Raw genomic sequence first — 26,278 nt, 5'->3', positions numbered from 1 at the left:
CGGCGACCATGAACGGCAAGGTTGAAAAGATAGAGCGGACCGGCGGCTGTCTTTGCGGGTCTGTGAGGTATGTTGTCACCGGCGCGCCGTTGCGCGTTGGCTTGTGTCATTGCCAGGATTGCAAGAGAACCAGCGGCAGCACCTACAGTGCCTTTGCCGTGTGGCCGCGGTCGGCTTACCAGTGCAAGGGCGAGCTTGTTGCATTCAACGGCAGAGGTTTTTGTCCGGCATGCGGGTCGCGCGTGGTGAACCTCCGCGACGACGAAGCCGAGATCATGATCGGCACTCTCGATGATGCGCCAAACGACCTTCTCCCGGCATACGAGCTTTGGACCCCCCGGCGCGAAGCCTGGCTCCACAACCTGCCTTGGGCTGACCAATTCGCGGGCGATCGCACCGAAGAAGGCCAAAATTGGCGCGAAGCCCGACGAGTATGACCATGCTCGAATGGCCCTCCACCCATGAACTGTGAAAGTCAGCTTCATGCGCGATGAATCACTCAAGTTCTTGAAGAAAATTGTGGCGACCCCGTCGCCGAGCGGCTTTGAGCAACCTGTAGCGGAGCTTTTCCGCGAGTATGTTCGTCCGTATGCCCACAGGTTGACGACGGACGTCATGGGCAATGTCACAGCGATCATCAATCCTGAGGCGTCTATGCGCTTCATGTATGCCGGGCACATGGATGAGGTCGGCTTCATCGTCCACTACATCGACGATGACGGTTTTCTGTTCTTCAGCACCATAGGTGGAACGGACGTTGCCACTGAAATCGGCCAGCGTGTCTGGGTGCACGGCAAAGAGCCGATCCTGGGGGTCGTGGGTCGCAAAGCAATCCAGACCTTCAAAGCCTCTGACACGTCTCAAACACCCTCGCTGATGGAACTGTGGATCGATATCGGCGCGAGTTCGCGAGAGGAAGCGTTGAAGGTCGTAGAGGTCGGCAGCGCGGTGACTATCCATGGCGAGTTTGCAGCGCTCCAGGGCAACCTTGCTGTCGGACGAGCGTTCGACAACAAGGTCGGCCTCCTCATCGGCGCCGAGGTGCTGCGCTGCCTCTCTGAGGAGGGAGGCGTTCACCCCGGCGTGGGGCTCTATATCCTGGGTACGGTTCAAGAGGAAATCGGTTCCCGAGGCGCGATGACCTCGGCGTTCAATATCGCGCCTCGAACCGGCCTCGCAATCGATATGGGCGTGGCGATGGACTATCCGCGCGCTCGCGCCGAGGATCAGGGCAAACTGGACCTTGGGAAAGGGCCGGCAATCACTCAAGGCGCGAACACCAACCCGGTGGTGTTCAATCTGCTGAAGTCGGTGGCCGAGAAAGAGGGCCTGCCTTATCAGTTTCAGGCGGTGGGCAGCTCAAGCCCTACCGACGCGCGTGTCATGCAGCAGAACCGCGGCGGCGTCGCAAGTGGGGTGCTCTCCGTGCCTTTGCGTTACATGCATACCCCGTCCGAAGTTGTTTGCTTGGATGATGTGCAAACGACGATTGACTTGGTTTGTGCATATTGCCGGCAATTGACGCCGGAGATCGACTTCACGCCAAGATGATCGCTGCGGGATTGATTGTGGAAGTCGTGGCTCCAACAGTCGCCGATCTGGCGCCTGTCGGCCACCGCCCGGTTCGTCGGTCACCGCGCACCTGCGAAAACCCAACCACGGTCCACTGGGGAGCGCGCCTCAGGTCACCGCGACCGCTTCCACCAAACGCCTGAGGAAATCCGTCAGACCGGCTTCAGGATCATCACCTGCGCCAACGAGCACCGAAATACCCCAGCGCCCAAGCACGGCCTCCTCCACAGGGTTGCGGCTGGGCATGAAGATGAACGAAGGGGGACGATCTTTCTCATATCCAGACCGGTGCCAGGTTTGCCAAAGCCGGTGCAACAGCAGCCGGATGTTTGGATCGGAGAGGCTATAGCCAATGAACAGGATCGTGCTGCCGAGAGCGTCGGAGCGAAAGCGGACATCAAGGGGAGAATTGAAGGACAGGCGGTCAAGATAGTCGGTTTCGGTGAGGACAAGGGAAGAGTCCTCGTCAAAGTCGCCGTGAAATTTCACGATGTGCGTTATGCCTCGACGGGCCTGCGCAACGTGCCGTGCGTTGGCCACTTTCACGTACTCTCGACCGTGGATTTCAAAAGCGAGTTCCAGGTTCCGGTCATAGTTCGTCGTATAGATGACGGGAAAATCGAGCGTCACGATGAGACGGTGCAATTCCGATTTCTCGATCCGTTCCTTGGCGACAGACCAGTTTCTGTCCATCCAACTGCGAAGTGGTCCGATGCTGCCATGCTTGATCCGATAGTATTCGGCCAAGGTCTGAAAACGATCGCGTCGCGTGGAAAATTCATCGTCGACGCCGAGCTCCTTTGCCATTCGCTCGATGAGCTTCTCCCAAGACGGAAGTCCGACGCTGATCGATACCCCCGCCCCCACAAACAAAATTGCGCTGCGATGACGAATTGCATTGGCGAGCGAATTTATAGGATCATCATCGTTCATGGATAGGTCCTCCGAAGCCACTCGCGTGGGCCGGACCTAAAGGTGCGTGCCCCGTGAGCGGATCGTGGACGCGGCCCCGCAATTCGAGCCAGCACGGCGCACTGCGGGAGCATCGTGCTCCGCCCTCATCGACGAAATCGGATCGACCACGCACCAGCCAGCCCAGAGGGGGCGGCCCTTGCAGTCCTGCCGAGCCGCTTGCCACCCGAACCGAGGTAGCGGCCGCGAGGACACTGGCTGTGAACTGGAACCGGCGGTGTTGCGGTTTACTGGCCACGTTGATTCAGTTCTGCGCCAGCCATATTGCGCAAAACTCTATCGAGTTTCGCATTCACCAAGAGGTTGCGCCGCTTCGCGCCGATAAAGATGGCGAGAGAGTAAATCATTGTAAGAACAGAGATCATCGTCATTCCGGCCTAAACATCAGCGGCCGGAGATGTTCCATGCGCCCGGAAATATTCCAGTGCAGGTGTTTTTAAATCGCCGAAGCTACGCGCTCAATGCGCGGTTGGTTTCGTGTCCAGGGCGGACGAATTAGCGCAAGGCGGTATTCATCCTCCCACATCGGCGGCGGACTGAAGCGAAATGCTGGTTGTGTCCCCCAGAATTGCAATGAAACGCCGATGCTTTGCATGCGGCCCGGAACAAATGCTCGCTTGCACAGTTCGAGCCATGCAGCGGTCGACCCCCGCGCTGCAAGATCGGTAGCCCGATCGCCCGCGCCGGCCCCTCCCACGGCGCGGGCTTTCGTTTGAATTCACGCTGTCGGGGTTGGAGTCGCTCCGCCGTTGTCGCGAGCCGGCTGATATACGCGCTGTCCGGGGCTCGCGGGATGCCGGCGACATCGGCATTCGCGCAGTCCGGCAGGTCAGCCGATGCACGGGAACAACGCGGCACTGTGATGGTTTGGTGGCCTCGGAAGGTGGCAGAGAACGATGGGCAAAAAGCCCAAACAGCACGCAAAATCCACGGCGGATCGCGAAAAGGCGATCGAGGCGCTCTACTTCGCGCGCAAGTGCGGCCTTACGAAGGAAGAGGCACTCAAGATGCTTAGGGAAGCCCCGATCGGGATCGATGATGAAGCCGAAGAGCGCTCCGGCAGTTAGACGCGATCGCCGGTCGCGCGTCGCAGCCGGCCGCGGCGCATGATCTTCTTCACTTCCGATACGCATTTCAACGATCCGCGCATTCTGCGCCTCGACCGGCGTCCCTTCGCCTCGTTGGTCGATCATGACCAGGCGCTGGTTGCGTTTTGGAACGAAACGGTTGGCCCGAACGACGAGGTCTGGCACCTCGGCGATTTCGCCAAGGGTCCAGCCGAGACCGTGTCTTCACTGCTGTCGTCTCTTAACGGGTCCAAGCACCTGATAATTGGCAACAATGATGGCGCCGCCACCATTGGCGACCCGGCCTGGGCGAGCGTGCACCACTACATGGAGCTTCTTGTCGAGGGCAGCTTGCTGGTTCTGTGCCACTATCCTTTTCGCACCTGGAACCAGATCGGCAAGAGGTCGGTAAACCTGCACGGTCATTCGCACGGTCGTCTGAAGCCGATGACGCGCCAGCATGATGTCGGCGTCGACGCATGGGGGTTTCGTCCGGTAACCTTTGCTGCCATTCAGGCCAGTCGCCGGCGGGGTTAGCCCGACAGAACGCCGGGCGAGCGAAGGTCTTCAGCTTAGCGGGATTGGAGCCGACGAGAGGCCGTCTGTAATCCTGCCGGACCCGCAACAATGCGACAATTCTGGTTGGGCGACTTCAAATAGGAGAACTGCTTCATATATGCGGTTTTCGCGGTACGCGGACCGCGCCGCACCATCAGCTTGAGTGTGGCGAAGTCTTACGGAAGCCCTACCGGCCGTCGCAGCGCGAGATCGAACCCGTCGCCTGAGCTCAGCACGTGAACCCTAAGATCATGGATGGAAAGGGCGGCATCAGGCTCACCTTCCGCGATGTTGGAATGCGTCACGCCGGCTGCATCGACCAGATAGACAGCGCCGCTGCCGATGACCTTGAACATCTCGCCCTTCACCACGATCGCGGTGTCTTCATCGATGCCGATGCCGAGGACGCGCGGGTTCTGCGACACCGCCCCGATGAGCCGCCCAATGCGGCCCCGTTCCGCAAAGTGCTGGTCGATAATTACATTCGGCAGCAGGCCCAGTCCCGGCGCCATCCGAATGTGGCCGATCCGAAAGGAGGCTGCGTTCGGCCCCTTCACCATCATCGTGTCGCTCATGACCGACGCGCCCGCGGAGGTGCCGGCAATGACGCCGCCGGCTTCATAGATTTCGTGCACCCGCTCGTCGATGGGCGTGTCGCCGATCTGGCTGGTGATCCGGAGTTGGTCGCCGCCGGAGAAGAACACCGCGCTCACGTTTGCGAGCGCACTTATTTTCTTTTCATGAGCTGCCTCGAGGCGGTCGTTGACGTAGAGTTCGATGACATCCTTGATGCCCAGCTCACCGAAGGACCTCTGATACTTCTCGAGATAGCCATCCGGCTCATGAGACGCGATGGTGGCAAGCACCAGGCGGCCGTTCGGAACCAGGCTCGCTACCTCCTTCAAGATGACACGATCGCCATCATGGTCCTCGTGGCCGCCGATGATGACGAGCGTTCCAGCTTTACCGTTCGAGGATCGTTTTTTCTTCTTGTCGGTCATTTGCCCACGTCTTTCTTGCGCAGGAAAACGTGCGGGTGGTTGTCCTCGCTGGTCATGAAAGCGACTGCGAACTCCCTGCTGTTATGCGCCCATCCAGACACGCCGGTCGCGGTAAGCACGATGGCTCCGGCTTCGCCGCCGATCGCCTCGACTTCCTTGAGCGCGGGATTCAGCACCTGCTCCAGGCCGCCTTCAGCCTGTCCCGAGGACAATGCCTGCCGCGCCGAGAGTGACTGCATGACACGGGCCGCGAGAGCCTTTCGCGCAATATGCTCACCGTCTCCCGAGAAGGCGACGGCTCCCAACCGGTTGTCGGCATAGTAGCCGCAACCGGGTTGCGGAGAATCCCCCACACGACCCGGAGCACTGCCGTCCAGTCCGCCGGTCGAAGTGCCCACGGCGATGTCCCCGTACTGATCCAGGGCAACCACACCGATCGTATCCTTCGCCTCCGACTTGCTGGAGGCGTCGCGCTGCTGCGGCGTGATCAAATCCGCCGGATCGCAAAGCTCCAGCTGCTTGTCGGCGGCGAAACGCCGGGCCCCCTCCGACGCCAGCAGGATCGGCTCCTCATGCAGCATTGCCTTCGCGACACTGATTGGATGGCGCACGCCCTTGATCACTGCGACGGCACCCACATTGAAGTCCCTGCCCTCCATCAGGCCAGCGCACATCTCGACCTCGCCGTCCGAATTGAGGGCACTTCCATATCCCGCATTGAACGTCGGGTCCGCCTCGAGGATGCGACCGGCCGCTTCCACGGCATCGACCGCCGTTCCGCCGCCGGCCAGGACGGCCCGACCTGCCTCGAGTGCCTCGATGCATCCGTTGCGATGCGCCTCCTCCTCTTGCGGATCGATCTCCTTGGCGCCGCCGTGCAGGATCAGCGACCACATCAGCCAGCCCTCAGATGGCGAATATGGGTCTGATCGGGCCCTCCCCTCGAAGGCGTCGCGCCTCCGAAGCCGGTTACCTGCCGCCACACGGCTTCAACGTCGTCGACGGTCAGCACGACAAGGTCGTTTTCCCGTGCAAGCCTGAGACACACGTCGACGGCCTCCTTCTCGGGACAGACGGCGTGAATGCGGCCTGGGGCGCAGCCGGCGTTCAAGGCACCTTCCCGCAGCAAGCCGGCGATCGCTCCGGGGGCTCGGCCGCGCAGCTCCTGCTCATCCTCCTTGAAGACGATGACGTCGAATATCCGCGAAGCGATCGCGCCCATCTCGCGTATGTCGCAATCGCGGCGGTCGCCCGGTATGGCGACCAGGCCGATCGTGCGCTGATAGCCGCGCCTCATGTGGGAAACGAGCTTTCCGAGCGCCTTCAGCCCCTCCGGATTGTGCGCATAGTCGACGATGGTGCGGAAACCATGTCCGTCGAAGACGTTGAGGCGACCGGGAGATTGCTCGAACGAGGTGCCAAACTCGGCCAGCGCCGCCCGGATCGTTGCCGCCGGAACGTCGTGGCAATGCGCCATGGCGACGGCTGCCAGGCTGTTGGCAACGTTGAATTCGGCCGAACCCTCGAAGGTCGCGGGAATTTCGTCGACGCTCATCAAGAACATCGATTCCCCATCCTCGTGGATGAAAATGTCCCAGCCGTCGCTGCTGGGCTCCCGCGTCACGGCGCGGCCGCCTTCCGCCAGGTGGCTGCGCAAGAAACCGGGCCACTCGCTCCTGCTCGCCAGCGAGAAGTAGCAGATCCTGCCGCCGGCATCGCGCGACATTGCGGACGTATGGACGTCGTCGGCATTGAGAATGCTCCATCCGCCGCGGCGGACGGACTCGACCACGACCGATTTCACCTCCGCCAGGTCCTCGATTGTGTCGATGCCCCTCAGCCCGAGATGATCGCCGTGGACGTTCAGCACCGCGCCAACATCGCATGCATCGAAGGCAAGCCCTTCGCGCAGGATGCCGCCGCGTGCACATTCCAGCACCGCGACATCGACACCCGGCTCGCGCAGCACGATCCTGGCGCTCTGCGGGCCTGAGCAATCGCCTGTGATGATTCGTTCGCCGTTCAGGTACACGCCGGTGGTCGAGGTGAGCCCGACGGTTGCGCCATTCGCCTGCAGGATGTGCGCCAGCATTCTGGCAGTGGTCGACTTGCCGTTGGTCCCGGTGATCGCGAAGATCGGAATCCGGCCGTCCTTGCCGCCTTTGAAGAGAAGATCGAGCACGGGCCGTGCGACGTTGCGGGCGCGCCCCGACGAGGGTTCGAGATGCATGCGAAAGCCAGGACCGGCATTCACCTCTATGATGCCGCCGCCGGTTTCGCTCACCGGCCGTGAGATGTCGGGACAGACGAAGTCGATCCCGGCAATGTCGAGGCCGACGATCTGTGCCGCCCGCCTGGCGATCAGCGCGTTTTCGGGATGGATTTCTTCCGTTCGGTCGATCGCGGTCCCACCGGTGGAGAGATTGGCGGTGGGCCGCAAGAGCACCATTTGACCCGGCGCTGGAACGCTCGCCAGGGTGAGCTGCGATTTTGACAGGAAATGCTCGACACATTCGTCGATCTCGATGCGGGTCAATACCGAGGAATGGCCCTCTCCCCTTCGTGGGTCGCGGTTCGTCTCCTCGACGAGCTCGGCGACAGAACTCCGGCCATCGCCGACCACATGGGCCGGAACCCTCTCGGCGAGCGCCACCACCTTTCCGCCGATCACCAGGATCCTGTGGTCCGAGCCGACGAAATGCTGCTCGACTATAACGCTACGGCTGTGTTCTCGCGCCTGTTCGAAGCCCCAGCGGACCTCGTCTTCTGTTGCCAGACCGATGTTGACGCCGCTTCCATGATTGCCATCGAGTGGTTTGGTGACCACGGGGTAGCCCAGCCGTGCTGCCGCCGCGACTGCGTCCTGCGCCGATCGCACCAGCTCCCCGCGTGGCACCGGCAGGCCGGCCTGTTGCAGCAGGAATTTGGTCAGGTCCTTGTCCGAGGCGATCTCGGTCGCAATCTCGGAAGTGAGGTCGCTGCAACTGGCGCGGATCCGCTTCTGATGCTTTCCGTGACCAAACAGCACGAGGCTGCTGTCGTCGATCCGCGCGGCGGGTATGCCCCGCCTCTCGGCCTCGCGCACCAAGGAAGCAGTCGTAGGCCCCAAGGCACGCTCGGCGGCCAGACGCTTGAGCTGCTGCAGCCTGGCTGCGAACTCGAATGGCCCCTGCGTTTCCGCAATGTCGCCGAGCCCCTCGACACCATGCAGATTGGCCGGCAGCAGGCTGTCCACCAGTTCGAGCGCGACGCGTCCGGCGAGCAGCCCGACAAGCTCATCCTTGTAGGCGAACATGACGTTATAAGTGCCGGGACTGCCTTTGACCGACCGTGTCTTTCCTCGTGTCACCCGGTGACCGAGCATGCTCTGCAGTTCCAGGGCGACATGCTCGACGACGTGGCCGAGCCAGGTTCCTTCCTGCATGCGGCGGACGAAGCCGCCGGCGGCGCCATAGCTGCAGCCATGGCCCGCAAGGCCGGGCAACAGTCGGACGATTTGTTCGGAAAACCCGGGCAGTTTGTCTGTCGGGAACGCCTCAAGGGCTCCGAGGTCGATCCGAATCTGGACCATTGGCGTCATACTATAGAGGTGCGGCCCGCGAAACACGCGGGCGTCCACGACGCGGATAGGGCGAAAACGCGAGGCGCCCCGATGAATTTCTTTGTCCGACATAGTCCGTTTCTCCTGACTAACTCCGCAACATCCGGAGGATCGGTTAGTTCCCGGCTCTTTCAGCCCAAATATTTTTGCAGGAGAGAGAAACAAAAGTGGCCGTTAACATATGTTGGCCCAAGAACACCCTCTGGTCATCTCGGCCACGTGCGGTCGCTGTTCTGAGGGCTACTTATCTCTCGGGACGAGGCGGGCCAGGCATTCGCTCGTTTTCACAAGCATTCGCCGGGCACATCGCGCCCGTTGAGCTAGTGCCCGGCTTTAGCTCATGGCGACCCATTGTGCGGGTCCAGCACTGAGGCATTAATCTTCAGCACGCCTTCGGCACCCGGGAACATTTCCAGACGCGTCAGGTTTGGAACCATCCTTGCACCGGAACTACAGCCATGCAGAGTCGAAAATCGGTGAAGGCCGCGCTCGTCAAGGAGATCGACGCGGTCCGCCTTCGTATCTCGCTGCTTGAAAGCGAGCTATGCAGAGATGGCAGACCCAGGCAAATTGGATGGCGTTCAGGATACGAACTGAACGCCCACAAAGCCCGCCTTGTTCGACTGGAGACCGTGCTTGCCCACTATCCGTCGGCACCGACGGCCCGGGCATCGAAACAGCAACAGCTTGAGTTGCGCGCAAGGCAACCAAGTAGTTTTGGGGAAACGCCATGGCTGACAGACCCTCAATCAGAACTCCGCTAGCTCGAGTGCGGGGCCTTGGATCGGCGAAACACGGAACCGAAACGTTCATGCTGGAGCGGCTGACATCTGCTGCCCTGTTGATCCTTGTCATTTACATCGTCGCGGTCGTTATAATGCTGGTCGGTGAGCCTCGAGACGCCGTCCTCAGCGTCGTAGGATCGATCTATGTCGCGCCAGCCCTTATTGGCTTCATTCTCGTAAGCTGCGTTCACATGCGGCTTGGAATGCAATCGATCATCGAAGATTACTGCCATGCCACCGTGCTCAAATCGCTTCTTCTGATCGCCAATTGGTTATTCTGCTGGGCAGTCGCGCTCGCAAGCTTGTTCGCTGTGCTGTTAATCAGCTTCAGATAGCGATCCGGTTCTCAGCTGCAGCCAACGTCTGCCACCAGCAGGCTGAAGTTCGCCTCAGCGGCGAACCGGGCTGGCTTGCGCAAAGGAGTTCGACAACCCGGCCTCATCTGATTTGCGGCAGCCTGTCCCATTGATGGAAAGGGGGTGGAGAGGTCAGCTCCCACTCCAATGTGGTAGCTCCTGGCCCCCATGGGTTCATGCCGGCGGCTCTTTGCCGGTAGAAAGCTTCCAAGATGCCGAAGAGGAAAATCACGACACTCGCGGCCGACAGGTACGATCCATACGAGGACACCATGTTCCAGCCGGCGAATGCGTCGGGATAGTCGACATAACGACGCGGCATGCCAGCCAATCCAAGGAAGTGATGGGGGAAGAAGACGAGGTTCACGCCGACGAAGGTCGTCCAGAAATGGACCCCAGCCAGAAGCGGGTTGTAGAGATATCCCGTCATTTTCGGAAACCAGTAATACCAGCCCGCGAAGATGCCGAAGATCGCTCCCAGTGAAAGTATGTAGTGGAAATGCGCGACGACGAAGTATGTGTCGTGCAGTTCACGGTCGAGGCCGGCATTTGCGAGTTGAACGCCCGTCACCCCGCCTACGGTGAACAGGAATATGAAGCCGAGGGCCCAGAGCATCGGCGTCCGCAGGCTGACCGAACCGCCCCACATGGTTGCAATCCAGGAGAACACTTTTATCCCGGTCGGCACTGCGATCACCATCGTGGCGAAGGTGAAGTAGCGCTGCGTGTCGAGGCCTATCCCGCTGGTGTACATATGGTGGGCCCAGACGACGAAGCCGATCACCCCGATCGCCACGATTGCGTAGACCATCCCGAGATACCCGAAGATCGGCTTTCGCGAGAAGGTCGAGATCACCTGGCTGACGATGCCGAACACCGGCAGGATCATGATGTAGACTTCCGGGTGGCCGAAGAACCAGAAGAGATGCTGGTACAGCAGCGGGTCGCCTCCGCCGTCCGGCGCGAAGAACGTGGTTCCGAAATTGCGGTCGGTCAGGAGCATGGTGATGGCGCCGGCCAGCACCGGCAGAGCCAGCAGCAGCAGGAAGGCGGTGATGAGGATCGACCACACAAACAGGGGCATCTTGTGCAGGGTCATCCCCGGCGCGCGCATGTTGAAGATGGTGGTGATGAAATTGATGGCTCCCAGGATCGAAGAGGCGCCCGCAATGTGCAGAGACAGGATGACCAGATCCACGGCGGGACCGGGATGGCCGGAGGTCGACAGCGGCGGGTACAGGAACCAGCCGGTCCCAGGGCCATAGCCGCCGGGGACGCTGGGCATGAAGATCGACAATAAAAGCAGCATCAATGCCGGCGGCAGCAGCCAGAACGAGATGTTGTTCATGCGCGGGAAGGCCATGTCGGGGGCGCCGATCATGATCGGAACCATCCAGTTGGCGAAGCCGCCGATCAGGGCGGGCATCACAGTGTAGAAGATCATGATCAGCGCGTGGGCCGTGGTGAAGACGTTGTAAAGCTGCTTGCCGGCGTCGATCGCCGCGTCGCCCTGGTAACCGTAGATCATCGACGCCAGTCCGGGGAAAAACTGGATCCCGGGTTGCTGCAGCTCGATTCGCATGCTCACCGACAAGAGCATGCCGATCACCCCCGCGATGAAAGCGAAGACCAGATAGAGTGAGCCGATGTCCTTGTGGTTGGTCGAAAACAGCCATCGGGTGATGCCGGTCGGCTGGTGGCTGTCGAGACCGTCCGGATCTGCCGCCGTATATTCGTTCATGACCTTCTCCGCTTGAGCCGTCCGTCGCCAGCATCGAACCGTGCTGGAACTTGATTGTTCCCTCCACCGAACCGGCGGTAGGAACATTCCACGGAAGTCGCTGTTAGGTTCCGCGCGGCCGACCCTGCGCGGCTGAGGATCGACGTCCATGCTGGCGATAATTGCTGCGACCCTGGTTCTGACGACGGTGGTTGGTGGGCTGATATCCGCCTTCTGGCTCGAGGCGCGTCATGGTCTCCATGACCCCACGCCGCCGGACATGTCGGTGCCCAGGCAACTGAACGCCCCGGCCTGGAGCCGGTGGTCCTGACATGGACGCGATCACCGCGACACTCGACCCGAGGACGCGAGCCGGCTGGCTGCTGCTCGGCTTCGCGCTCGGCGGTTTCTTCGACGGCATCGTCCTGCATCAGATCCTGCAATGGCATCATCTTCTCTCGGGCGTCGCCGATCCGGCGGGTTCCGACCTGCGCTTCCAGATCATGGCCGACGGCCTCTTCCATCTTTTCATGTATGTGCTCGCCGTCGCCGGCACGGTGCTGCTGGTGGCCGCGAGGGCGGCCGGCGCGCGGCCCGGGACCACCACGGAGATCCTGCGGCTCGCCTTCGCCGGGTTCGGCGTCTGGCATGTCGTTGATGCCGTCGTGTTTCACTGGCTGCTGGGTCTGCACCGGATCAAGATGAACAGCGACTTGCCGCTCGCCTGGGATATTGCGTGGCTGGTCATCTTCGGCATCGTGCCGCTTGTGTTGGTGCTGGTGCTGCCCAACCGCGGCGGACCGGCACGCGGTGCTTCGGCAGCGCTTACCAGCATCGTCCTGCTCGCGGGATTGGCAGCCGGCGCCGGCCCGTTCTTCAACGGCGCCGCCAATTCCATCATCGTCTTTCGTGTCGGGATGGAACCGGCGGCGATGATGCGGGCCGTTGAAGTCGCCGACGCCCATCTCAAATGGGTCGACGCCAGCGGCACCATCTGGGCGGTCGACCGCGTCTCATGGCGCGGGTTGGTAGCCCTTCACGCGCGCGGCGCCTTGGTGGTCAGCACGACGCCTGTCATTGCCGGATGCCTTGCCTGGACCGATGCCGCCGGAGTGAGCAGTAGCTCCAGCCAGCAGCGTGGCACTCCTGCCAGGCTATGACTTCCGGACAGGGATAGGGGAGTATCAAGCATGCAATTCGCCACCGAGAGCAGCCACGGCCGGAGCCTGACACCGCGCATCGTCGTGGTCGGCGGAGGCTTTGCCGGTCTGGAGGTTGCCAAGGCGCTCGGCAAGGCGGAAATCGGGGTGACGATCATCGACCGCCACAATCACCACCTGTTCCAGCCCTTGCTCTATCAGGTTGCAACCGCCGCCTTGTCGGCGCCTGACATCGCCGAGCCAATCCGCAAGATCCTGGGCCGCTATCCCTCGGTTCAGGTCCTCTTCGGCGATGTCACCGAGATCGGCACCGAGGCCAGGATACTGGTGCTGGCCGATGGGACCACGGTCCCCTACGACATCCTGGTCTTGGCCACCGGTTCGCAGCCATTCTATTTCGGCCAGGAGAGCTGGGCTCGGGTTTGTCCCGGCTTGAAGACCATCGAGGACGCGCGCACGATCCGGTCACGGCTGCTGCTATCGTTCGAGCACGCGGAACGGACTACCGATCCAGTCGAGCAATCCCGGCTGATGACGATCGCCATTATCGGCGGCGGCCCGACCGGTGTCGAACTGGCGGGCTCGATCGCCGAACTCAGCCGGCACACACTGGCGCGCGACTTCCGCAACATCCGGCCCGAGAAGACAAGGATCATACTGGTAGAAGCCGGCGAGCGTCTGCTCGCCGGATTCGCCCCGGAGCTTTCCAGATATGCACGTCTGCGCCTTGAAAGCCTGGGCGTCGAGGTCGCGCTCGGCAACCGGGTCGAGGCTATCGAAGCGCATCAGCTCACCGTCGGCGGCCAGGTGATCCCGGTGGCCTTGACGCTCTGGGCCGCCGGGGTGGCGGCTTCTCCGCTGGCCGCCCAGCTTGGTGTCGGGCTTGACCGCGGCGGTCGGGTGAAGGTCGAATCCGACCTGCAGGTCGTCGGCCATCCCGATGTCTTCGCGCTTGGCGACGTCGCACTGGTCCTCGATGGGAACGGCCAGCCATTGCCGGGTCTTGCCCAGGTCGCCAAGCAGCAGGGCGAGCACCTCGGCAAGGCACTGGCACGCCGGATAGATGCTGGCGATACGCTGCCCGCTTTTGTCTTCAGCAATCGAGGCAACACGGCCATTGTCGGCCGCCACGCTGCCGTGTTCGAATCGGGTAGGCTGAAACTGAAAGGCTGGTTCGCCTGGTCTGCCTGGGCGCTCATCCATGTCTACCTGCTCGTCGGTTTTCAGCACCGCGTTCAGGTCTCGATCCAGTGGCTCTGGCGCTACCTGACCTATGAGCGTGGCGCCCGGCTCATCGCCGAGGAGCGAGTCGAACCGGGTTCGACATCGTCGCCGGGAGCGGCCCCGAGAGAGCCGCTGCCAACCAAGGCAGACGCCGCCCCGGCATTGCACGCCCGCACTGACTAGATTGCCGGGTGCCCAGTTCGGAGACAGTGGCGATGCGGGGGTCAGCTCTGGATTCCGCCACGGCCCGTCGTCCCACGGCAGCCCGAACCTCGATAGTTGAGGCGGGTGGTTCCCAGCTTGTATCCGGTGCCGGCCTGATGGATCCGGATGGCACCAACGACGTTCCGTCCCTATATGAACAAATGAACACAGGCTCCTCGAAACGGGATCTGTTGAACCCCTCCTCTTCAGAGACAGCTCGTCATGACGTCACCTGCGACTGCTGAACAAACCCCGGTCATTCAGATGGGGCTTCCTGCCCTGAGCAACAGCTATGCGCAACTGCCGGAGCGCTTCTTCGCGCAAACACATCCGAAGCCGGTATCCGAACCGCGGCTGATCCGGTTCAACCGGCCCCTCGCCGAGGAACTCGGGCTCGATGCCGACCTGCTTACCAGCCCGGATGGAGTGGCGATGCTGGCCGGCAACAAATTTCCGGAAGGCTTGCAGGCAATCGCCCTGGCTTATGCGGGCCACCAGTTCGGAAACTTCGTGCCTCAGCTCGGCGACGGGCGCGCTCTGCTGCTTGGCGAAGTGGTGGACGTCAACGGCATTCGCCGTGACATCCAGCTGAAGGGATCGGGACCCACGCGGTTCTCGCGCAACGGTGACGGCCGCGCCGCCCTCGGCCCTGTCCTGCGCGAATATGTCGTCAGCGAAGCGATGGCGGCGCTCGGCATTCCGACGACGCGAAGCCTTGCGGCGGTGCTCACCGGCGACCCGGTCTATCGCGAGGTCCGGCTGCCCGGCGCCGTCCTGACACGGGTGGCGGCAAGCCATATCAGGATCGGCACGTTCCAATATTTCGCCGCGCGCCACGACACCGAGGCGCTCAAGATATTGGCCGACTATGCCATTCAGCGTCACTTCCCACAGCTGGCGGGGGAAGCACGGCCGTACCGGGCTTTGCTGGAGGCCGTTGTCGCCGCACAGGCGGATCTGGTGGCGCGCTGGATGCTGGTCGGCTTCATCCATGGCGTCATGAACACCGACAACATGTCGATCTCGGGCGAGACGATCGACTATGGCCCATGCGCCTTCATGGACGCTTACGACCCCGGCGCGGTGTTCAGTTCGATAGACCGCGCCGGTCGCTATGCCTATGCCAACCAGCCTCGTGTGGCCACATGGAACCTTGCGCGCTTTGCCGAGACCCTGCTGCCGCTCATGAGCACGGACGAGAATGAAGCAGTGTCTGAAGCGGAAGAGGTGCTGAGGTCGTTCCAGGCCTCTTATGAGGCTGTGTTGCAGCGCGGCTTCCGCAGAAAACTCGGACTGCTGACCGAAGCGGAAGGCGACTTGCAGCTCGCTGCCGACTTTCTGGATGTGCTGGCTCGCGGCGAAGCGGACTTTACGCTCGGCTTCCGGCGCCTGGGCGATGACCTCGACGCTGCGGACGGCCAAGGCACGGCGCGGCAGTTGTTTAAGGATCCAGGTGCATTCGATGCCTGGTCGGCGCGGTGGCGCCAGCGCATTGCAAGCGAAGCAGCCGACACGGCCACGCGCCGGGCGGCCATGCAATCCGTCAATCCCAAATTCATCCCCCGCAATCATCGCATCGAGGCGATGATCCAGGCGGCGTTGGGCGGCGACTTCACACCGTTCGAGGAGATCCTGGCGGTCGTCAGCCGTCCCTTCGATGAGCAGCCGGGAATGGAACGCTATGCTGAGCCGCCACGCCCGGATGAGCGCGTCCTGCAGACATTCTGCGGTACCTGAGACATTCGTGATGGTCGCTTAACATGTGCAAATGCGGAAGACCCATTTGCAAGCTATCGTCACGGGTACTCTCGTAAGGGCTGAGCTATGACGATCATAGAATTGGCATTCGAATTGCTGGCACGGAAGCTCGTAGACCGTACCGGAATATCAGACGAAGATGCTCGAGACCTTGTCGCAGCCATGGGAGCTGACTGGTCATCGCTCGTGCGAGCAGCGAGAGCGATCAAAGAGACTTAGGTCTTTTGACGTCGTTTTAGCTGCCATCAGCTGCAGGCAGATCGGACCAGAGGCTGCGGCCGCGATCCAGGCGCGACACCGCGCTCGTCACCGATCATGTCAGCAACGTGGTCAGCACTGTATTTCGGTCGCTCCAAATTGAGCCACTGAAGCCCGCTACGCAAGTCGCCGGAAGCTCGCAATAAACTGCGATAGCAGCCCAGTCTTGGGGTTTATATTGCAGGCCCGCATCACTGGCGGGGCGACGCGGACCTGCCCAGAGATTGCCTGTCCTCGACCAGTAACGCGGGCCGCTGCCGTTTCTTGAAATCCGCGTTGGGAGTCAGATTCCGTCGGCACCGAAAAGCACAGGTGCTGACGAAGCAGACGGAACTTCCCCCCACGATCACGGTTTGGAGTCACGATGCCAACCCAAGGAGATGCAGATGTCGAGCAAAATGCCGCCCGTGCCGCCTGAGAACCAGAGCCAGAAGGGTCGGGGAGAAGGGCGACAGGTTAGCCACGATGATGCCCAGCACGGCACTCACGGAGCGCCGGATCCGGAGCGCCAAGGGCAGCAAGCCAACACCAAGGTCAACACCACTCATCAGGGCCGGCAGCAGGATCGGTGATCATGTCCACATCGAAGAAACACCCGAACACGATCCGGCAGGGCGGGCCAGGCGCATCGCACGAGAACGCCAGAAAACCCTTACAGATCAAAAAGCCCCCGGCGGATGAAGACCGTCGATCCAAAAGCCGAGTTTCAGGGGGTGGCGGCGAAAAGGACAGTCATCATTCGCACAATCTAGCCAAGAAGGGTAGCAACAGTTGAACCCACGCTTTGTGAATGATTTGTGCTTAAAGCGCGCCGCGCCCGAACGGGCTCAGGCGACGCGCTTTAGATCTCTGTTTTATGCGTGTCGTTGTCTCAAAAACCGAGTCCACTTTTGAGCGACATGCATTAGCCGGACCAGCGTATGGATCGGCGAGTCCAGCCGAAAACCGGAGACGGTGGGCCCGCACCACTGGCGGAGCGATGCGGGCCCGGCCAAGGGTTACGGCCCTCGACCAGCAGCGAGGGGCTCGCTGCCGCATCCAGAACAAGCCCCGTAATTTCAGGTTCCGCTTATATACAAAAAAGCCGGCCACCTTTCGGCAGCCGGCAGTTCCAACAGAACAAGGGAACGTGCACTGATGGGGCAGTGCAACGCCCGAAGTGTTTCGAGGCGACGATGTTCCACGGCAAATCCACGGACTCGCCGTTTCGATCTACATTGGCCGGATGGAAAGATCTTTGACGATCTCCCAAGTTCTCGGGGAGCCCAGTCCGACGTGTGGCGCCCGGTCTGCGCCTTTGCTCCCTATGCGGCCAGCAAGCTCATCCTTGAAGAATGCCCGCCGCGACTGCCGCGCGCGTCAACACCGGCGTGCAATTGGTCGAGCGCGCGGCAGACCGGGGACGCGTCAAGTCGAGCGTCTGTCGACGTAGGTGTAGACGCCGGCCCCAATGGCAACCGCGCCGACCGTGATCACGATCGATGGCGCGCCCATCAAACTGGCAAGGACCGCCCAGATGAGGGCGATGACGATAGCGCCGAGTGTTCCCAGGATCAGTCTCGGCATTGTCTACCCCTCCACGTTCGGACCGCCGTGGATGGTCGTCACCCACCGGTCATGCAAAACGCCGCATGAAAGCACAGTGTGGCCCATGAGGTGAAGGGTCGCGCCGGAATACTCCGGTGCGAAAAAGATGATGCCCGCGCCGCCAAAGCCCGGGTGTTCAATAGCCAAATGGCTGGACCGGCGTCTAGCGCCTCAGCGCGTGGACTTCCGCCATGCTTTCGCCGCCCATCGGCATGGCCATGTCATCATCGAGCAGCCGGGTGATGCGGGCAAAGCCCGTAAACGCCTTCCTGGCTGCTTCGGCCGACATTCTGCCCGACAGGGCCGCGGAGCAGCAATTCACGGCGCATTGATACACAGGCCCACGCCGTCCCAATGGCCATTTCTGCAAAAAGACCATCGCTTCGGCAACGCTGTCGACTTCCTCGACGGGGTGTCCCTGCCCGCGCGCAATGCGCACGGGCGTAAAGAAATGCAAGCGGTCCATTTTGTTCTCTCCCTGGTCGGCCGCAGCGCGGACCAACCCTATTAAATTCGCGGATAGCGCGTTTGTTCCGCTTATTGCAAAAAATCTGCGCTGGTGGGCTTGGGTTGCCGACGCCCGCTTTTGTCCGGAACGTTAGGCCGGCTGATGCATTTCGCTCTCGTGATTGCCTTGAGGGACACGTTCAAACCATGCGGATAGCCCATGTCGCCCCTTTGCACGAATCGGTGCCACCCCTTCTCTATGGCGGCACCGAGCGCATCGTTTCCTATCTGACCGAAGGGCTGGTCGAACTCGGCCATGAGGTGACGCTGTTCGCCAGCGGCGACAGCCGGACGTCGGCCAGACTGATACCAGGTCGCGAACGCGCGCTACGCCTCGATCCGCGTCCACTGAAATCGGACACGGCGGCGCATCTTGCGATGCTTGCCGATGTGAGGAACCGAGCCCACGACTTTGATATCATTCATTTTCACCTCAGTCATTTCCTGCATTTCTCGTTCTTCGAGACCATGCCGGACAAGACGGTGACGACGCCGCATGGTCGGCTCGATTATGTCGACCTGGCGCCAGCCTATGAGCGCTTTCCGCGCTTTCCGCTGATCTCGATCTCACATAGCCAGAAGACCGGGCTTGCGAATGCCAATTGGCTGGCCACCATCCATCACGGGCTGCCGACGGGTCTCTATCAGCCGACCTTCGAGATGGCGGCGGGCGAACCATACCTTGCCTTTCTCGGCCGGCTTTCGCGCGACAAGCGGCCGGACCGGGCCATCGACATCGCCTTGCGCTCGGGCATGAAGCTCAAGCTGGCGGCCAAGATCGGCGACGATGACCGCGGCTATTTCCATGAGACGATCGAGCCCTTGATCGATGGCGACCGCATCGACTATGTCGGCGAGATCGCCGAGGGTGAGAAGACTGAATTCCTCGGCAATGCCGCTGGTCTGCTGTTTCCGATAGACTGGCCCGAGCCGTTCGGCCTTGCCGCGATCGAGGCGATGGCGTGCGGTACGCCAACCATCGGCTGGAACTGCGGTGCGTTGCCGGAAGTCATCGACCATGGCGTTACCGGATTTGTCGTCGATTCTCTCGACGCCGCGGTCGCCGCGGTGCCGGCCTTGCTGCAACTCGACCGGCGAAAGGTGCGCGCCGTCTTCGAAAGTCGGTTCTCCGCCAACAGGATGGCGCGCGACTATCTCACTGCCTATGCGCGTCTCATCGGCGCCCCGGCTGAATCGAAAGCGTCGTGAACGACGGCGGACGTTCCGAGCCCGAAACAGAGATTTGTGACTGATGACCGAACTTGACGAGCGCAAGCTCGACCCTGCCGTGGCCCTTGCCTCCCTGGACGAAACCGCGCCGCGCGAGCCGCACCGGCTGTTTGCCCTAAAGCAAGGCGACTGTTTTGCCGTGGCCGATGCCTACGGCGATATCAGGGGTGCGGGCGACGGTTTCTTCCGTGACGACACCCGGGTGCTGTCGGAGTTCAGGCTCACCGTCGGCGGCCGGCAGACATCGCTGCTCGGCGCCTCGCTCAGCCAGGACAATGTGCTGTTCACCAGCAATATGACCAATTTGCCGATGCAAAGCGTCGGTGGCCGCGACATCCCGCAGGGCGCCATCCATATCGAGCGCGTCAGGCTGTTGTGGCAGGACCGGCTGTTCGAGCGCATCACCCTTTCCAACTACAGCCAGGAGCATTCGGCAATCCGCGTCTCGCTGCATTTTGCCGCCGATTTCCGCGACATGTTCGAGGTGCGCGGTTCGACCCGGCCGAAGCGCGGAATGGCGCATGCAGCGGAGATCGCGCCTGCCTCGGTGCTGCTGCGCTATGACGGACTGGACGGGCTGGCGCGGGTGTCGGCGATCTCGTTCTCGCAGCCGCCAGACCAGTTGAGCGCCGAGCGCGCGGATTTCCTCATCGCAGTGACCAAGCGCAGCAGCAAGATGCTTTACGTCGAGGTCGGCGCGGAACTGACCGAAACGCCCGACCGCGACCGCTTCCGGGCGGCCGCGGCGCGCGCCCGTTTCGGCATGCGGGCCAAGCGCCGCCATGGCGCGACGGTGCACAGTTCGGGTCGCGTCTTCAACGATTGGGTCGAACGCGCCCGCGCGGATGTCGCCTTGCTGACCACCGAGTTGTCGACCGGCCCCTACCCCTATGCCGGCATCCCCTGGTTTTCGACGGCCTTCGGCCGTGACGGCGTCATCTCGGCGCTGCAGATGCTATGGCTCAACCCCGGCCTGGCGCGCGGCGTGCTTGCCTTCCTCGCCCAGCACCAGGCGACCGAGACATCGCCTTTCAGCGACTCGCAGCCCGGCAAGATCATGCACGAGACGCGCAAGGGCGAGATGGTGGCGCTGCAGGAACTGCCTTTCGGCCGCTACTATGGCGGCGTCGATACCACGCCGCTCTACATCCACCTCGCCTGCGCCTATGCCGAACGCACCGGCGACATGGACTTCATCGCCAGCCTGTGGCCGTCTCTCTGCGCCGCCGCCAAGTGGACGGAAGAGGCGAGCCGCGCAACCGGCTTCGTCACCTATCAGCGCGCTGCCGAATCCGGCCTTGCGAACCAGGGCTGGAAGGACAGCTTCGACTCCGTCTTCCACGCCGACGGGCGCATTCCCAAGGGGCCGATCGCGCTGGTCGAAGTGCAGGGTTATGTCTTCGCCGCCTTCAGGGGCCTTGCCGCTCTCGCCCGCCGCCGGGGCGAGTTCGCGCAGGCCGAGCACTGGGAAAATCGCGCCGAAGAGATGCGGATCGCCGTCGAGCGTGATTTCTGGCTGGACGATCTCGGGTTCTATGCGCTGGCGATCGACGGCGCCGGAGAGCCGTGCAAGGTGCGCACCTCGAATGCCGGACACCTGCTCTATGTCGGCCTGCCCGAACCGGCGCGGGCTAAGATGGTCGCCGACCAGTTGCTTTCGGCTTCCTTCCACTCCGGCTGGGGGGTGCGAACGCTTTCCGACGATGCTGTGCTGTTCAACCCGATGTCGTACCACAATGGTTCCATCTGGCCGCATGACACGGCGATGTGCGGCGCCGGCCTGGCGCGGTTCGGCGAGCGTGACAGCGTGGTGCGGCTGATGAGCGGTACGTTCGAATCGGCAGTGCATTTCAACATGCGACTGCCGGAACTGTTCTGCGGTTTCACCCGCTCGCCGGGCGAAGCGCCGATCGCCTACCCCGTCGCCTGCCTGCCGCAAGCGTGGTCGGCAGGCTCGGCCTTCATGCTGATGCAGGCGTGCCTCGGTCTGGAAATCGACGGCTGGAACGGCGAAATCCACGTCACTCGACCCCGTTTGCCGATCGGCATCGATACGCTGACGCTCAGGCATCTGGGTGTCGGCGAAAAGAGGGTCGATCTTACCTTCCAGCGCGTCGGCGACCGCGTCGTCGCCTTTCTCGCCGACCGCCATGAAGGGCTGGTTCCGCTGATCGTGCGGACATGATCTGAACGGCCTTCAACGGGAACCGAACCCAGGGTTTGTGCGTTGCGAAAAACACAGGTTCTCACGGGCGATCGTCGGCTGCGAACACTCAAATCGAACCATGAAGAAAAAGGCCCTGGCGGCCAAAATTGAGTTGGAATTGGAATGACTGATTATGGCATGGCCCTGCTCTGGGTCTTGATCCTTGCAAGCCTTGGCCTTTCGATTCTAGCCGTTATGTTATCGATCTCCAGGCAACGTCGTAGCCATAGCTCGACGGTTGCACCGACTGCCGGCGAGGACGTCGCATCGGAAGCGACGCGCAAGGTCTTGCGGGAGTTCGAGAAGAACGGACAATCTCCCGACGCGGCGCTGGTGAACTGGTCGCCCGACACCTTGCGCAAGATACTTGCCGACGACCTGCCGGACGCGCAGGTCATCGTCGTCTCGAACCGAGAACCCTATATCCACAACATCAAGCACGACGGCGTCGAGCTTCTGGTGCCGGCCAGCGGCCTGGTGTCGGCGCTTGAGCCTATCACCCGCGCCTGCAGCGGCACCTGGATCGCCTATGGCGGCGGAACTGCGGATCGTCTGACGGTCGACAGCAACGATCGGGTTCAGGTGCCGCCGGACAATCCGTCCTATACGCTGCGCCGCGTGTGGCTGAGCGACGACGAATATCAGGGCTATTATCTCGGCTTTGCCAATGAAGGGCTTTGGCCGCTCTGCCATATCGCCTTCACACGGCCGGTCTTCCGTGCCTCGGACTGGGAGGCCTATGAGGCCGTCAACCGCAAATTCGCCGATATGGTGGTTGCCGAGGCGCGCAATGAGCGGCCGATCGTGCTGGTTCAGGATTACCATTTCGCGCTCCTGCCGCGCATGATCCGCGAGCGCCTGCCGGAGGCGATCATCATCACCTTCTGGCACATCCCGTGGCCGAACTCCGAAGTGTTCAGCATCTGCCCATGGCGCGAACGCGTTCTTGATGGACTGCTCGGGAGCTCGATCATCGGCTTTCACACCCAGTTTCATGCCAATAATTTCACTGAAAGCGTAGACAGGTTCCTGGAAAGCCGGATCGAGCGCGCCGACGCCGCGATCTCGTATGGCGGGCGGACGACACTGGTGCACGCCTATCCCATCTCCATCGAATGGCCGGCCGAACTCCTGGCCAAACTGCCACCGGTCGAGGAAAGCCGCGCCCGCCTGCGTGAGCGGTTCGGCCTGTCGGCGGACGTCAAGCTGTGCGTCGGCGTCGAGCGCCTGGACTACACCAAGGGCATCCTCGACCGCTTCCATGCGCTGGACGAATTGTTTACGCGCCACCCCGAGTGGATCGGCAAGGTAGTGTTCCTGCAGATTGCTGCCCCAAGCCGCGGCACGCTGCCGGCGTACCAGCAATTGCACGATGAATGCCTGCGTTATGCCAACGAGCTCAACCAGCGCTACGGTCATGACGGCTACAAGCCCGTGGTCATGGTGGCTGAGCACCATTCGCAGCAACAGGTCTATGAGATCTATCGCGCCGCCGACATCTGCATGGTCACCAGCCTGCATGACGGCATGAACCTCGTAGCCAAGGAATTCGTCGCCGCGCGTGACGACGAACAGGGCGTGCTGTTGCTCAGCACGTTTGCCGGCGCGTCGCGCGAACTGCTGGAAGCACTGATCGTCAATCCTTACGACGCGGCGATGATGAGCCAGGTGCTGCTGCAGGCGCTGACCATGTCACCGGACGAACAACGCGAGCGCATGCGCCCGATGCGCGAAATAGTGCGCGACAACAATGTCTTTCGCTGGGCCGGCAGCATGCTGCTCGATGCGGCGCGCCTGCGCAAACGCGGCGACCTCGAAAGAGCGACAAGTGTCGCCGAGCGGCCCGCAAACACCGGCAGCAACATCGTCTCGCTGTTCGACCGCATGCGGAAGGTGGCGTCATGAATAGCCTGTCGAAAGCACCGGGCCTGCCAACCGCACCCGACCTGCCGGAAGGACAATGGGCGCTTTTCCTCGACATCGACGGCACGTTGCTGGAGCACGCCGCGCACCCCGACGCCGTGTCCGTGAGCGACGAACTGCGCAACCTCCTCGGCGCCGTCGACAAACGGCTGGACGGCGCCGTCGCCTTTATCACCGGCCGCTCGGTCGAGGGCGCCGACCGCCTGTTTCATCCGTTGAAGCTGCGTGTTGCCGGTCTCTATGGGCTGGAACACCGGCTGACGCCGGACGGCCCGGTCGTTACCGCGGATGCTCCCGCCGATATCGCTGCCCTTGCCGACGCCATCGAGGCCGAACTCGATGACGGCCTTGTTCATATCGAGCGCAAGGGTCCGATCCTCGCCATCCATACGCGTGCGGCGCCGCATCTGCTGGCCAGGGCAACGCATCTTGCCGAACAGGCATTGACCGAGCTTCCCAAGGGCTATCGGGTTATCCCGGGCAACGCCGGCGTCGAACTCATGCCGCTCGAAGCGGCCAAGGGCGCTGCCCTGCGGCGTTTCATGGCAATCCCGCCCTTTGCCGGACGGCGGCCGGTCTTTCTCGGCGACGACACCGCCGACGAAAACGGTTTCGAGGCGATCAACGAGGCCGGCGGCATCTCGATCCGGGTCAAGCCGCGTGGGCCGACCGTGGCCCAATACAGGCTCGATGATGTCACCTGCGCGATAGCTTGGCTTGCCGCCAATTTCGACGCATCACCGGCCCTCAACCGCAAAGCGTCCTGATCCCTGCCGTCTGCGGGTCGAATCAAGATCGCCGCGATTGCGCCGACCTTCGCCAAAAGCCGATCGATAAGCGCTGTTCTCATTGAATATCTTTAAGGCCAAAGCCGGCAAATGGATTGCTTGCCGGTTCCCCTGCGTCAGGCATAACCTGCGCAGTCGACGCGTGAGGGCGCGTGCGGCATCAAGGGGAGGACATCGCAATGACCATACAAGGCGCATCACCCGATCTATACAATGAGGATTTGGCTCCGGCCAAAGTCCGAAACTGGGGGCCGTTCTCGATCTTCAACGTCTGGACGTCGGACGTCCACAGCCTCTGGGGCTACTATCTCGCCGCAAGCCTGTTCCTGTTTTGCGGCGGCTTCGTCAATTTCATCATCGCCATCGGCATCGGTTCGCTGATCATCTACGCGCTGATGAACATGGTCGGCTATGCCGGCGTGAAGACCGGCGTGCCCTACCCCGTGCTGGCGCGCGCGTCCTTCGGCATCTGGGGCGCCAACATTCCGGCCCTGGTGCGCGCCATCGTCGCCTGCTTCTGGTACGGCGCGCAGACGGCGGCGGCATCGGGCGCGATCGTGGCGTTGCTGATCCGCTCGCAATGGTTCGCCGATTTCAACGCCAACACGCATTTCCTCGGCCACACGGGTCTGGAAGTGATCTGTTTTGTGGTCATCTGGGCACTGCAATTGCTGATCATCCAGAACGGCATGGAAACGGTGCGCCGCTTCCAGGATTGGGCCGGACCGGCGGTGTGGGTGATGATGTTGATCCTGGCGATCTATCTCTGTGTAAAATCCGGGAGATTTGCCTTCACCAGCGACATCCCGATGGATGTGCTGCTCGACAAGACAAAGGATGCCGGCGTACCCGGAACCCCTGGCTCCTGGACGTCGCTGTTTGCGGTGGCGGCGATCTGGGTCACCTATTTCTCAGCGCTCTATCTCAATTTCTGCGATTTCGCCCGCTATGCCCCAGACAAGGCATCGCTGCGCAAGGGCAACATCTGGGGCCTGCCGATCAATCTCATCCTGTTCTCGCTGGTCGCCGGCGTGACCACCATCGCTGCCTTCGACGTGTATGGCGAAGTGCTTCTGCATCCCGACCAGATCTCGGCGAAATTCGACAGCTGGTTCCTGGCAGCGCTTGCAGCCCTGACTTTTGCCGTGGCGACGCTCGGCATCAATGTGGTGGCAAACTTCGTCTCGCCGGCCTTCGACTTCTCCAATGTCTTTCCCCGGCAGATCGACTTCAAGAAGGGCGGCTATATCGCGGCTGTTATCGCGCTGGTGCTCTATCCCTTCGCGCCGTGGGAAGGCAGTGCCGCATCTTTCGTCAACGTCATCGGCGCGACGATGGGGCCGATCTTCGGGGTGATGATGGTCGACTACTATCTGATCCGGAAGGGCGAGGTCGACGTCGAGGCACTGTACCGCGAAGATGGCGAGTTCCGCTTCCAGGGCGGCTGGCACGTCAACGCCTTCATAGCAGCCGGCATCGGCGCCATCTTCTCCTCGGTCCTGCCGAACTTCACGAACCTGCTACCGGCATGGTGGGGCGTTTATGGCTGGTTCTTCGGCGTCGGCATTGCAGGGGTCATCTACTACGTCCTTCGCACCGCCGCCCTTGGCGCAGGGGCCAGGACGGCGAAGGCGTGAAATTGAGGGATAGGGAGTAGTCAGTAGTCAGTAGTCAGTAGTCAGTAGTCAGTAGGGAATAATACCCCTACTCCCTACTCCCTACTCCCTACTCCCTACTCCCTACTCCCTACTCCCTACTCCCTACTCCCTACTCCCTACTCCCTACTCCCTACTCCCTACTC

22 protein-coding genes are annotated in these 26,278 nt (G+C 61.9%); 15 read left to right on the top strand and 7 right to left on the bottom strand.

Annotated features, from left to right (window positions below; genetic code table 11):
• The first annotated feature begins 8 nt into the window (after window positions 1-8).
• Both NKI10_RS28165 and NKI10_RS28160 read left to right on the top strand, forming a co-directional pair.
• Window positions 9-437 carry a GFA family protein gene (locus NKI10_RS28165; protein ID WP_050485925.1) on the top strand — a complete coding sequence of 143 codons (429 nt, stop codon included), beginning with the start codon at window positions 9-11 and terminating at the stop codon, window positions 435-437.
• Window positions 438-483: 46 nt separating this feature from the next.
• Window positions 484-1,551 carry a M42 family metallopeptidase gene (locus NKI10_RS28160; RefSeq protein ID WP_023682460.1) on the top strand — a complete coding sequence of 356 codons (1,068 nt, stop codon included), beginning with the start codon at window positions 484-486 and terminating at the stop codon, window positions 1,549-1,551.
• Window positions 1,552-1,680: 129 nt separating this feature from the next.
• Here the strand turns inward: NKI10_RS28160 and NKI10_RS28155 are convergent, their stop codons facing one another.
• Window positions 1,681-2,505: an SIR2 family NAD-dependent protein deacylase gene (locus tag NKI10_RS28155; protein WP_023682459.1), complete on the bottom strand. Its 825-nt coding sequence runs from the start codon at window positions 2,503-2,505 to the stop codon at window positions 1,681-1,683.
• A 935-nt stretch (window positions 2,506-3,440) separates the two neighbouring features.
• Here NKI10_RS28155 and NKI10_RS28150 point away from each other — a divergent pair.
• Window positions 3,441-3,611 (top strand): hypothetical protein, encoded by a 171-nt coding sequence (locus NKI10_RS28150; protein ID WP_023672674.1) that lies wholly within the window; start codon window positions 3,441-3,443, stop codon window positions 3,609-3,611.
• 39 nt (window positions 3,612-3,650) lie between these two features.
• On the top strand, window positions 3,651-4,148 hold the full coding sequence (locus tag NKI10_RS28145) for a hydrolase (protein WP_023682458.1): 498 nt from the start codon (window positions 3,651-3,653) through the stop codon (window positions 4,146-4,148).
• Between the two features lie 197 nt (window positions 4,149-4,345).
• Here NKI10_RS28145 and NKI10_RS28140 read toward each other — a convergent pair whose 3' ends face one another.
• Genes NKI10_RS28140 through cphA form a run of 3 tightly spaced genes read right to left on the bottom strand, consistent with a single transcriptional unit; the run spans window position 4,346 to window position 8,843 of the window.
• Window positions 4,346-5,170 carry a cyanophycinase gene (locus NKI10_RS28140; RefSeq protein WP_023682457.1) on the bottom strand — a complete coding sequence of 275 codons (825 nt, stop codon included), beginning with the start codon at window positions 5,168-5,170 and terminating at the stop codon, window positions 4,346-4,348.
• The gene (locus NKI10_RS28135; RefSeq protein ID WP_023682456.1) at window positions 5,167-6,066 is read right to left on the bottom strand and encodes an isoaspartyl peptidase/L-asparaginase family protein; all 900 of its coding nucleotides are present in this window, start codon (window positions 6,064-6,066) and stop codon (window positions 5,167-5,169) included. The genes NKI10_RS28140 and NKI10_RS28135 overlap by 4 nt, the downstream gene beginning before the upstream one ends.
• Entirely contained in the window at window positions 6,066-8,843 is a 2,778-nt protein-coding gene (gene cphA / locus NKI10_RS28130; RefSeq protein WP_050586853.1) for a cyanophycin synthetase, read from the bottom strand. The genes NKI10_RS28135 and cphA overlap by 1 nt, the downstream gene beginning before the upstream one ends.
• A gap of 658 nt (window positions 8,844-9,501) precedes the next feature.
• Between cphA and sdhD the strand changes: the two genes are divergently transcribed.
• Complete coding sequence (gene sdhD, locus NKI10_RS28125; RefSeq protein WP_027050929.1) at window positions 9,502-9,891, top strand: succinate dehydrogenase, hydrophobic membrane anchor protein; 390 nt, start codon at window positions 9,502-9,504, stop codon at window positions 9,889-9,891.
• 103 nt (window positions 9,892-9,994) lie between these two features.
• Here the strand turns inward: sdhD and ctaD are convergent, their stop codons facing one another.
• Window positions 9,995-11,653 carry a cytochrome c oxidase subunit I gene (ctaD, locus tag NKI10_RS28120; protein ID WP_352862415.1) on the bottom strand — a complete coding sequence of 553 codons (1,659 nt, stop codon included), beginning with the start codon at window positions 11,651-11,653 and terminating at the stop codon, window positions 9,995-9,997.
• A 311-nt stretch (window positions 11,654-11,964) separates the two neighbouring features.
• On the opposite strand from ctaD, the gene NKI10_RS28115 reads away from it, so the two are divergent.
• From NKI10_RS28115 to NKI10_RS28095, 5 genes are all read left to right on the top strand, one after another.
• Window positions 11,965-12,792 carry a DUF2243 domain-containing protein gene (locus tag NKI10_RS28115; RefSeq protein WP_023734367.1) on the top strand — a complete coding sequence of 276 codons (828 nt, stop codon included), beginning with the start codon at window positions 11,965-11,967 and terminating at the stop codon, window positions 12,790-12,792.
• Window positions 12,793-12,822: 30 nt separating this feature from the next.
• The gene (locus NKI10_RS28110; protein ID WP_352862414.1) at window positions 12,823-14,199 is read left to right on the top strand and encodes an NAD(P)/FAD-dependent oxidoreductase; all 1,377 of its coding nucleotides are present in this window, start codon (window positions 12,823-12,825) and stop codon (window positions 14,197-14,199) included.
• Window positions 14,200-14,484: 285 nt separating this feature from the next.
• Window positions 14,485-15,957 (top strand): protein adenylyltransferase SelO, encoded by a 1,473-nt coding sequence (locus NKI10_RS28105; protein ID WP_352862413.1) that lies wholly within the window; start codon window positions 14,485-14,487, stop codon window positions 15,955-15,957.
• 665 nt (window positions 15,958-16,622) lie between these two features.
• Window positions 16,623-16,808 carry a hypothetical protein gene (locus tag NKI10_RS28100; RefSeq protein ID WP_023688550.1) on the top strand — a complete coding sequence of 62 codons (186 nt, stop codon included), beginning with the start codon at window positions 16,623-16,625 and terminating at the stop codon, window positions 16,806-16,808.
• A gap of 2 nt (window positions 16,809-16,810) precedes the next feature.
• Window positions 16,811-17,011 carry a hypothetical protein gene (locus NKI10_RS28095; protein WP_352657009.1) on the top strand — a complete coding sequence of 67 codons (201 nt, stop codon included), beginning with the start codon at window positions 16,811-16,813 and terminating at the stop codon, window positions 17,009-17,011.
• 632 nt (window positions 17,012-17,643) lie between these two features.
• On the opposite strand, the gene NKI10_RS28090 is transcribed toward NKI10_RS28095, so the two are convergent.
• Together NKI10_RS28090 and NKI10_RS28085 are read right to left on the bottom strand one after the other, a co-directional pair.
• Entirely contained in the window at window positions 17,644-17,802 is a 159-nt protein-coding gene (locus NKI10_RS28090; protein WP_352513694.1) for a hypothetical protein, read from the bottom strand.
• 184 nt (window positions 17,803-17,986) lie between these two features.
• Entirely contained in the window at window positions 17,987-18,289 is a 303-nt protein-coding gene (locus NKI10_RS28085) for a DUF982 domain-containing protein (protein ID WP_352657011.1), read from the bottom strand.
• A gap of 188 nt (window positions 18,290-18,477) precedes the next feature.
• Here NKI10_RS28085 and NKI10_RS28080 point away from each other — a divergent pair, with 188 nt between their 5' ends.
• From NKI10_RS28080 to NKI10_RS28060, 5 genes are all read left to right on the top strand, one after another.
• Window positions 18,478-19,539: a glycosyltransferase family 4 protein gene (locus NKI10_RS28080; protein ID WP_352657013.1), complete on the top strand. Its 1,062-nt coding sequence runs from the start codon at window positions 18,478-18,480 to the stop codon at window positions 19,537-19,539.
• Window positions 19,540-19,582: 43 nt separating this feature from the next.
• Entirely contained in the window at window positions 19,583-21,745 is a 2,163-nt protein-coding gene (locus tag NKI10_RS28075; protein ID WP_023672688.1) for an amylo-alpha-1,6-glucosidase, read from the top strand.
• Between the two features lie 144 nt (window positions 21,746-21,889).
• Window positions 21,890-23,671 carry an alpha,alpha-trehalose-phosphate synthase (UDP-forming) gene (locus NKI10_RS28070; RefSeq protein WP_352862412.1) on the top strand — a complete coding sequence of 594 codons (1,782 nt, stop codon included), beginning with the start codon at window positions 21,890-21,892 and terminating at the stop codon, window positions 23,669-23,671.
• Window positions 23,668-24,456, top strand: a complete 789-nt coding sequence (gene otsB / locus NKI10_RS28065) for a trehalose-phosphatase (RefSeq protein WP_352657017.1) — start codon at window positions 23,668-23,670, stop codon at window positions 24,454-24,456. Before NKI10_RS28070 ends, otsB begins: the two co-directional genes overlap by 4 nt.
• Window positions 24,457-24,656: 200 nt before the next feature.
• Window positions 24,657-26,114, top strand: a complete 1,458-nt coding sequence (locus NKI10_RS28060; protein ID WP_023688556.1) for an NCS1 family nucleobase:cation symporter-1 — start codon at window positions 24,657-24,659, stop codon at window positions 26,112-26,114.
• Window positions 26,115-26,278 lie beyond the last annotated feature (164 nt).

The organism is Mesorhizobium sp. M0802 (assembly GCF_040320115.1).
Lineage (GTDB): Bacteria > Pseudomonadota > Alphaproteobacteria > Rhizobiales > Rhizobiaceae > Mesorhizobium.
The sequence above is the reverse complement of the archived record's forward strand: the minus strand, read 5'-3'. Positions and strand labels throughout refer to the sequence as shown.

Bases quoted from the DNA above. Each gene is read 5' to 3' on its own strand.
- NKI10_RS28100 (WP_023688550.1), top strand. From the start codon at position 16,623: ATGTCGAGCAAAATGCCGCCCGTGCCGCCTGAGAACCAGAGCCAGAAG.
- NKI10_RS28070 (WP_352862412.1), top strand. From the start codon at position 21,890: ATGACTGATTATGGCATGGCCCTGCTCTGGGTCTTGATCCTTGCAAGC.
- cphA (WP_050586853.1), bottom strand. From the start codon at position 8,843: ATGTCGGACAAAGAAATTCATCGGGGCGCCTCGCGTTTTCGCCCTATC.
- NKI10_RS28060 (WP_023688556.1), top strand. From the start codon at position 24,657: ATGACCATACAAGGCGCATCACCCGATCTATACAATGAGGATTTGGCT.
- NKI10_RS28160 (WP_023682460.1), top strand. From the start codon at position 484: ATGCGCGATGAATCACTCAAGTTCTTGAAGAAAATTGTGGCGACCCCG.
- sdhD (WP_027050929.1), top strand. From the start codon at position 9,502: ATGGCTGACAGACCCTCAATCAGAACTCCGCTAGCTCGAGTGCGGGGC.
- NKI10_RS28140 (WP_023682457.1), bottom strand. From the start codon at position 5,170: ATGACCGACAAGAAGAAAAAACGATCCTCGAACGGTAAAGCTGGAACG.
- NKI10_RS28165 (WP_050485925.1), top strand. From the start codon at position 9: ATGAACGGCAAGGTTGAAAAGATAGAGCGGACCGGCGGCTGTCTTTGC.
- NKI10_RS28135 (WP_023682456.1), bottom strand. From the start codon at position 6,066: ATGTGGTCGCTGATCCTGCACGGCGGCGCCAAGGAGATCGATCCGCAA.
- NKI10_RS28110 (WP_352862414.1), top strand. From the start codon at position 12,823: ATGCAATTCGCCACCGAGAGCAGCCACGGCCGGAGCCTGACACCGCGC.
- NKI10_RS28155 (WP_023682459.1), bottom strand. From the start codon at position 2,505: ATGAACGATGATGATCCTATAAATTCGCTCGCCAATGCAATTCGTCAT.
- NKI10_RS28105 (WP_352862413.1), top strand. From the start codon at position 14,485: ATGGGGCTTCCTGCCCTGAGCAACAGCTATGCGCAACTGCCGGAGCGC.
- NKI10_RS28075 (WP_023672688.1), top strand. From the start codon at position 19,583: ATGACCGAACTTGACGAGCGCAAGCTCGACCCTGCCGTGGCCCTTGCC.
- NKI10_RS28145 (WP_023682458.1), top strand. From the start codon at position 3,651: ATGATCTTCTTCACTTCCGATACGCATTTCAACGATCCGCGCATTCTG.
- NKI10_RS28085 (WP_352657011.1), bottom strand. From the start codon at position 18,289: ATGGACCGCTTGCATTTCTTTACGCCCGTGCGCATTGCGCGCGGGCAG.
- ctaD (WP_352862415.1), bottom strand. From the start codon at position 11,653: ATGAACGAATATACGGCGGCAGATCCGGACGGTCTCGACAGCCACCAG.
- NKI10_RS28150 (WP_023672674.1), top strand. From the start codon at position 3,441: ATGGGCAAAAAGCCCAAACAGCACGCAAAATCCACGGCGGATCGCGAA.
- NKI10_RS28095 (WP_352657009.1), top strand. From the start codon at position 16,811: ATGTCCACATCGAAGAAACACCCGAACACGATCCGGCAGGGCGGGCCA.
- NKI10_RS28090 (WP_352513694.1), bottom strand. From the start codon at position 17,802: ATGCCGAGACTGATCCTGGGAACACTCGGCGCTATCGTCATCGCCCTC.
- otsB (WP_352657017.1), top strand. From the start codon at position 23,668: ATGAATAGCCTGTCGAAAGCACCGGGCCTGCCAACCGCACCCGACCTG.
- NKI10_RS28080 (WP_352657013.1), top strand. From the start codon at position 18,478: ATGCGGATAGCCCATGTCGCCCCTTTGCACGAATCGGTGCCACCCCTT.
- NKI10_RS28115 (WP_023734367.1), top strand. From the start codon at position 11,965: ATGGACGCGATCACCGCGACACTCGACCCGAGGACGCGAGCCGGCTGG.